Here is a 7,399-nt window from a genome sequence, read left to right as displayed (position 1 = left end):
CAAATTATGGCCACCAGCGGCCGCCACTTCCAGTGCGCGGCGCGCCTGATGCTGGCCGCGAACGTCGGCTAAGTCGGCAATGGGGGCCGTGGATCTCACCGAGGCAGACAGTTGGTGGGGCGGTATTTTCTCTTGTCCCAGCAAGTGAGCAACGACCTGCCATAGGGTGTCGGCAGGTAAAACCGGTAAGTCGCCCGCTAACGCGGCTTCGTCGGCACAGGCGCGGGGAATAATCAGTGCTTTGTTGACGCGCCGAGTGGCGAGAGCAAAGGGTAATACGCCGGGTACGGCGCGTAGTTTGCCATCCAATGCCAGTTCGCCTGCGCACTCCATGCCTTCTAACGCATCTACTGGAATCTGGCCAGAGGCGGCCAGAATGCCGAGTGCAATCGGCAAATCGAAGCGGCCGCCCTCTTTAGGTAGGTCGGCGGGGGCAAGGTTGAGGGTAATGCGCTTGGTGTTGGGGAAATCAAACCCGGCATTGATGAGCGCGCTGCGCACCCGCTCGCGGCTTTCTTTGACGGCGGTTTCTGGCAGACCCACCAGCGTTAGTCCCGGCAAGCCGTTGGCTAGATGTACCTCGACATGCACGGCGGGTGCTTCCAGCCCAACCCCTGCGCGCGTGGCCACAATGGCTAGTGTCATGGCGCCCCCTCGCTAGTTTTTTATTCCTGAGATAACCCTACGTTAATTGGAACGTTTAAAAATAGCGTGTGCCTGGAAAACTGACCTTAGTTAACAGTTGAGTCGGTTACTTGAGCTGGGCTGCCTGCCGACAGTGCAGCAAACAACTCCCTTGCAAAACGCTGGGCGGAGGGCAGTGCGCCGAAGCTCCATACCGGCGGTAGGCGAACTATCCTGTCATGCCTGACGCTGGGGAGTTGCTGCCACAGGCCGCTTTTTGCAAGCTGCTCTTCGGCTCCGATGGGGAGTGGGTCGATGATCACCAGCGTTGCTTCTGGGTAGCGCGCCAGCGCTTCAATCCCCGCTAGTGCAAACCCCCAAGCGCTGGTGGGTTGATCCCAAGCATTGGGCAGCTCAAGTTGCTCCAGCACGGCGTTGTATAAGCTGTTTTCCCCAAACACCCGCACGTGGCGGGCATCCATAAACTGTACCATCAGCAGCGGCGCAGTTTCAGACTGAGAGAGGGGGCGAGATTCGCGCAGCATGGTCATCAACGTTTGGGTCTCTGCAATAAGCTGCTCGGCCTGGGGCTGGTGCCCGGTTAACTCGCCCAGCTCACGGGTCAGGGTTTGCATCTCTTGCCAGGTATCGGTGCCGGGCGAGTAGAGCGAGAATGAAGTGACCGGGGCAATGCGCTCCAGGCGCGGTGTCAAACCGGCAAACATGGGTGAAATAAGCGTCTGTTCCGGAGGCACTTGGGCCAGTAGTTCTAAATTAGGCTGGGTGCGTAGTCCCATATCGGTGGCAGTGTCGGGTATCTGTGGCTCGCCCACCCACTGGTGATAATCGCTCTGTTGAGCAACGCTGCTAACCGGCGCATCAATGGCCAGTAGTGTTTCAGCGATGGTCCAGTCCACCGTGGCCCACTGCGCCTGGGCAGTAGAAACGCTCAGCATACAAACGGCGAACAGCCCGCAGCGCGCGAGCAAAGAGAACAGGTTAGTGTGGCGCATGGTGGTGAGAGGCTATCCAGAAAATAAGAACTGTATTTAAACGATAATATTTATTGTTTGCAAACCTGTATTCAAGGAAAAATGCCCAGGCTGAGTGGCCTGGGCAGGTGGGGTTACAATAAATTAGCAATGCTTAGACAAGGACTTAGATAAGTGCTTGGAACGTCGCTTGGCACAAGCGTTTAGAAACGGTAGTGAACGCTGGCGGTCACACCGCGTTCGGCGCCGAAGTAGCAGTACTCCAGCGAGTTGCAGGAGGCCACGTACTCCTTATCCAACAGGTTGTTAACATTGAGGCGTGTTTCCACCCCTGCAACGCCGAGCTGGCTTAGATCGTAGCCAATGGTGGCATCCACCAGGGTGTAGTCAGGGACGGTTTCAGTGTTGGCTCGATCGGCGGCAATATCCGCATAGTGGCGTACGCCAACACCGACATCCACGCCGTTTAGCCAGCCCTTATTGGCCTCGTAGTGGCCCCACAGCTGTACTTGGTGGCGCGGGGAGTAAATCGCGTTGTTACCCTGGTTGCCATCATCGCTTTTGGCGTAGGTGATGTCGGTGAAGCTATAGCCTGCCTGAACCGAGAGGGTATCCGTTAGCTGGGTTTGTGCTTCCAGCTCCAGTCCTTGGGATTCAATTTCACCTACCGCGCGATAAGGGTCGGATGGCTGCACCTTGGTCGCGACGTTCTCTTGGCTGATATGGAACAGCGCCGCGCTGAATTGGCTGGCGCTGCCGTTAGGCTGGAGTTTTATGCCGGCCTCCCACTGTTCGCCTTCCATTGGTTGAAGCAGGTCGCCACTCTCATCCACAAAACTAGTGGGGGTGAAGGCGGTGGAGTAACTCAGGTAGGGCGCTACACCATTATCAAACAGGTAGACCACACCGGCGCGGCCGCTGAACTGGGTGTCGCTAAGTGAACTGGTGTCACCGCTATCGCGGTTGGTATTGTCGATATTCACCCAGTCGTAGCGGCCGCCTAGCGTGAAGCGCCAGTTATCGACGGCGATTTGATCCTGTAGATAAACGCCGGTTTGATCGATCTCGTGGCGTTCACGGGTAGGTGCGTAAAATTCAATCGGCCCGCTACCATAGACAGGATTAAAGGCATTGACGGGGTGGAAATACCCAGTGGGCCACGATACGTCGTTTTCCCGCTGTTGATAATCGACCCCGACAAGCAGTGTGTGATCCATAAAGCCGCTGCTGACGGTGGCTTCAAGCTGATTGTCGATAGTCCAAGCTTCCAGGGACTCATCACTGCCAGAATAGTAGCGGGTTAATTCGTCAGAGGTGGGTGACGTCCAGCCATAGCCATAGACTTGATTAAGCACCACATCGGAATTGAGATAACGCAGTAGCTGGCGACCCGTTACGTCGTCATTAAAGCGATGTTCCAGGGTATAGCCAGCCATGCGCTGAGTACGCTCGTAGGCGTTGTAGTCAGCTTCGCCATCAAAGAAGTTGTTACTGATCTGCTTGCCGTTTCTGGGTACTACAGCTCCTTCATAGGGCACGCCGGAGTGGTAGCCGCCTTCGGGTTCATCCTGTAGGTAGGCCTCAACCGTTAGGCTGGTGTCGTCGGTGATATCCCAGGTTAGCCGCGGCGCAATGGCATAGCGCTCCTCTTCAGCGGGGCCAAACTGGGTGTCAGCGGTGCTGGCAATGCCGGTCAGGCGAAACGCTACTCGCTGCTCTGCGCCAATCGGCCCAGTGAGGTCAAAGGCGGCACTGCGCTGGTTATTATTGCCTACCCGAAAACGTAGCTCACCGCCTGGTTCAAACTCAGGGCGCTTGCTATTTAGCGCCACCACACCACCCGGCGACGCGCGGCCATAGAGCACCGAGGCAGGCCCGCGCACCACTTCAATGCTGTCTAAAAACCACGGATCGATGCGCATACTGCTATGGGAGTTGGCATCGCCCATCACTTTAAGACCATCTAAGAAGGTGTTGCTCAAGCTGCCGTCAGAAAAGCCCCGTAGTACCAGGTAGTCGAAGCGGTTGGAGGCGCCCACCTGATTGCTGTAAACACCGGGCGTATAGTCGGTGGCACGCTGAACGGTGTCTACCCCACGGTGTTCCATTTGTTCGCGGCTAATCGTAGACACGCTTTGCGGCGTTTCAATAAAAGGGGTGGCGACTTTAGTGGCCGCCTGCTGAGCGGTTACCGTCACAGTGCCTAGCGCTGTACTTTCCAGAGTACTTTCCTGCGCGCTTGCCTGAGCGTAAACCGAGGGTGCCGTGAGTGCCGCGATGACAGCGGCACTGAGTGGAGAGCGTAACAAACGGCGAGGCATAAAAGACATGGGGGTGTACCTGCAATGAGAAGCAATTAACTAATTTGTTAATGAGAATTATTGCGTTTAATTGCTTTGGAAAGGTATGCGCTATGACAAAGAGGTTATGCGCACTGCCAAAAAATGCAGAGTAGGGGAACTTACGGCAAGACGTTATGGGTAGTTATGGATAGTACGTTAGCGACACTTGAAGACCTCATGCGGAGTGACACCAAAGGCCCGCTTATATGCCGTAGCAAAGTTGCTGGCGTGGCGGTAGCCGCAGGCGTGGGCAGTTTGCTGCACGCTATAACCTTTGCGTAAGTACGCCTGAGCTTGGGTCAGGCGACAACGCCGTAGGTAGTCGAATATCGAGCAGCCGTAACAGCGCTGGAACTTGGTGCGTAGGCTACTAGGGCTCATAGCGGCATTTCGGGCCAACTGCTCCAGCCGGTAATGCTGGTTGGGATAATGTTCGAGCTGCTGGCGCAAGCGCTCCAGACGTTGGTGATCGCGATGAGAAAGGTCCGGAGGGGGGCCATCTTGTGTGTTTTTGTCGCCGGTTTCGAGGCAAGCGGCAGGCAGGCCATGAGCGAGTAACTGGAGCGCGAGGCCTTGCCATAGTAGGCACTGCCGTTCTGCTGACCAGTTCGAAGCCAGTGCTGTTTCTAGGCTATGGCGAAGGAGCGGCGGTACTTGCCAAGTGTGTAGCACTGGGGTGGCTGGAGGGGCGACGTTAACGGGCGAGGAAGAGAGAGACTCGAGGCCATCTAGAATCGATACGTTGAGGGTGCGTAAGCGTTGTGGTGCTGGCTGGAAGACCTCAAGCCCGGTCTGCTGATTGAAGTGCGCACTGAAGGCGTCGCCAGCCTGTAATTGAAATGACTGGTGGCCGAGCCCCACGTGGATGCAGCCCTCAAGTATCACACTGAGAAACCACGGAGCGGTACGACGGGAGGTGGAGGCATAAGCGTGCAGGACGTCAAGATCTGAGTGCGTCACGCGTAGGGCTGGGGTGATCTCGAAATCGATCACACGCCCGCGAGCCACGTAAGGCGATGGGGAGTGGTCAGGCGCTTCGGGAAAGCGGTAATCGATCCCGAAGCGCTGACCAAGGGCCAGCAGGTCATAGGTGGTGAGTGGCGCGAGTGTGTCGAGTGTCGCCATTCCCATTCCCTCGCTGTTGAGCGGCTGCCTGCGAGTAGCCGGGCGGTGCTTAATACGCCATCGACCAGTTCAGGGTGTAAGTACGTCCGCGCCCTTGATAGTCGTAGAGGTATTCTGGTCCGTAGTAGGGCGAATAGAACATAGCGGCCCGCTGGCCCCAGACGGTGGAGTACTGATCATCGAGTAGGTTCTGTATGCCCAGACTCACGGTGCCAAAATCGGTCTCCTGGCTGAGCGATAGATCGAGGGTGGTGTTGCCGTCGATCTCACGATCCGCGTCGTCTTTCAGATCGAAAGTATGGCTGGCTTGCAAGCGCGCCGAGCGCACGTAGTCGGTCCAGCCAATGAAGGCAGTGGAAGAGGAGAGCGATGCATAGCGGGCGTCACGCTTCTCCCACTCCCCTTGGCTGTTCTCCTGCTCGGAACGCACTAAGTGTAGGGTGCCGCCGACCTCCAGGCCGTTGTCGAAGTAACGGGTTACCGCGCTCTCTAGACCAAAGTCACGCTTCTTTTCGTCCACTACGCTGACGCTCAGATCCTGGGCGTTCTCTACTGCCTTGTCCGACCAAGCGTAGTAGAGTGCCGTTTGAGCCATCCAGTTACCCCCCTGGTAGCGCCAGCCTAGCTCCACCTGATCTGTCTCGATGGCAGATAGAGGGTTGTTATCGACACTCACCTCGGGGCTCTTGCCGTAGTATTTGGCGGGGTCTGGCAGCTCGAAGCCCTGGCTAAACTGCAGCCAGTTCTGGTGACCGTTGCCGTAATCGTAGAGGGCGCTGGCATTCAATAGCGTGGCTTCGTAATCGTTCTGACCGCCGGGAATACCCTGGAAATCACCCACTTCAACATCCATATGCTGCTGCCGCAACCCTGCGGAGAGCTTAAGCTCCTGGGTGGCCTGCCAGTCACCTTGGACGAAGCCCGAAAGCCCGTCCACCTGATAGCCTGGATAGCGGGGCTCAACGCCCGAAGCCTGCTGCACCAGACCACCGGTGGCATCCGAGACATCGGTATCGAACAGCATCTGGCTGGCATCGAATTTTTCTCGATCCAGGTCGAGCCCGTAGGTTAACGAAACGTCATCACCCAGGCGCGACTCAAACAGCGCTTTAATGCCGCTTAAATCAGTGTTCTGTTGCGATGCGCGAAACTGCAGACCGTCGGCGACTGGGTAGGGAAATGCCTGAAAGCTGGACTCTTCCTCCCGGTGGAATGCCTGCAGGTAGAAGTTTTGCCCCCACAGGTTGGCGTGGTGATAGTTGACGTTGACCAGCTTGCGGTCGGTTTCCGGGTCGCGTTGTGAACGGTAGCCGTCGCGAATCTCGGCATCGTTCAAGTTAGGCGTGGCTGCGTCGAGGTTGGGAAAGTAAACCCCCCGGTTACCTTCGTAGCCGGAACGATACAGCTGGGCGCCCAGTTCCAGGCTCTGTTCGTCGGTCAAACGGAAAGAGAGGTTGCCCAATACATCAATGCTGCGATTGTCCTGCAGGTCGGTCTGGGCAATATCGGGAAAGATCTCTTGGCCGCTGCCGTCGTAGTGACGGCCGTTGTCCACAATGGAGGTACCCAGATAGCCCTGAACCCGCTCATTGCCGCCGCTGATCGATTGCGACAGACGTCGATCCATATCATCGCTGTTGTTGAAGCCTGTGGTGATGCCAGCTTCGGTGCGCCAGTTCAGGCCTTCTTCGCCTTTGCGCGTAATGATATTGATCAAGCCCCCCGTAGCACCGCCGCCATACAGGCTGCTGGCGCCGGAAAGCACTTCTACACGCTCAATATTGAAGGGATCAATGGCATCGAACTGACGGGAAAGCCCCCGCGAACTGTTCAGAGATACGCCATCGATAAGCACCTGCACGCCCCGACCACGCATGTTTTGCCCATAATTGGTGCGCCCTTGCGGTGCCAGATCCAGCCCCGGCACAAGTTGCCCCAATGCCGTCTTTAGGTCTGCACCATTGCGGGTCTGCTGTTGCAGCATCTCTTGGTCAATCACCCATACCGCGCCGGGTATCTGACTGATCTGGGTCGGGGTGCGGGAGCCAACCACCACCATGGTATCTTCAGCGTTTGCGTTTAGCGTGGATCCAGACGTTGTGTTTTGGGCGAAAACATCGCTGGAAAAGCCTAGTAATAGACCCGTGCCAATGAGTGCAGCCGTTGAAGAAGACCAGTCAGACATGGTGAACAATCCGCGAGCAGTTAGGGAATAAGAGGCGGAGAGTATCACCACAACAATCAAAGTCAATGATATTGATTCGTGTTTATTGGGTGGGTAGGACGCTCTTTACGTCATCAACATCAACGGATTAA

5 protein-coding genes are annotated in these 7,399 nt (G+C 56.6%); all 5 read right to left on the bottom strand.

Features of this window, described 5'->3' with window-relative positions:
* A partial coding sequence (locus INT22_RS21145; protein WP_226912774.1) for a magnesium chelatase domain-containing protein occupies positions 1 to 645 on the bottom strand: 645 nt, incomplete at its 3' end.
* An 86-nt stretch (positions 646 to 731) separates the two neighbouring features.
* Positions 732 to 1,637, bottom strand: coding sequence for an ABC transporter substrate-binding protein (locus INT22_RS14840; protein WP_193068491.1), 906 nt, complete (start codon positions 1,635 to 1,637; stop codon positions 732 to 734).
* Positions 1,638 to 1,819: 182 nt separating this feature from the next.
* Positions 1,820 to 3,937: a TonB-dependent siderophore receptor gene (locus tag INT22_RS14835; protein WP_443588201.1), complete on the bottom strand. Its 2,118-nt coding sequence runs from the start codon at positions 3,935 to 3,937 to the stop codon at positions 1,820 to 1,822.
* 177 nt (positions 3,938 to 4,114) lie between these two features.
* Positions 4,115 to 5,083, bottom strand: coding sequence for a helix-turn-helix transcriptional regulator (locus tag INT22_RS14830; RefSeq protein ID WP_226912773.1), 969 nt, complete (start codon positions 5,081 to 5,083; stop codon positions 4,115 to 4,117).
* Between the two features lie 49 nt (positions 5,084 to 5,132).
* Positions 5,133 to 7,268, bottom strand: a complete 2,136-nt coding sequence (locus tag INT22_RS14825; protein WP_226912772.1) for a TonB-dependent receptor — start codon at positions 7,266 to 7,268, stop codon at positions 5,133 to 5,135.
* Between the last annotated feature and the right edge of the window lie 131 nt (positions 7,269 to 7,399).

Source organism: Halomonas sp. 3D7M, assembly GCF_014897885.1.
In the GTDB taxonomy this organism is placed as follows: Bacteria; Pseudomonadota; Gammaproteobacteria; order Pseudomonadales; family Halomonadaceae; genus Vreelandella.
This window is presented reverse-complemented; position numbering and strand designations above follow the sequence as displayed.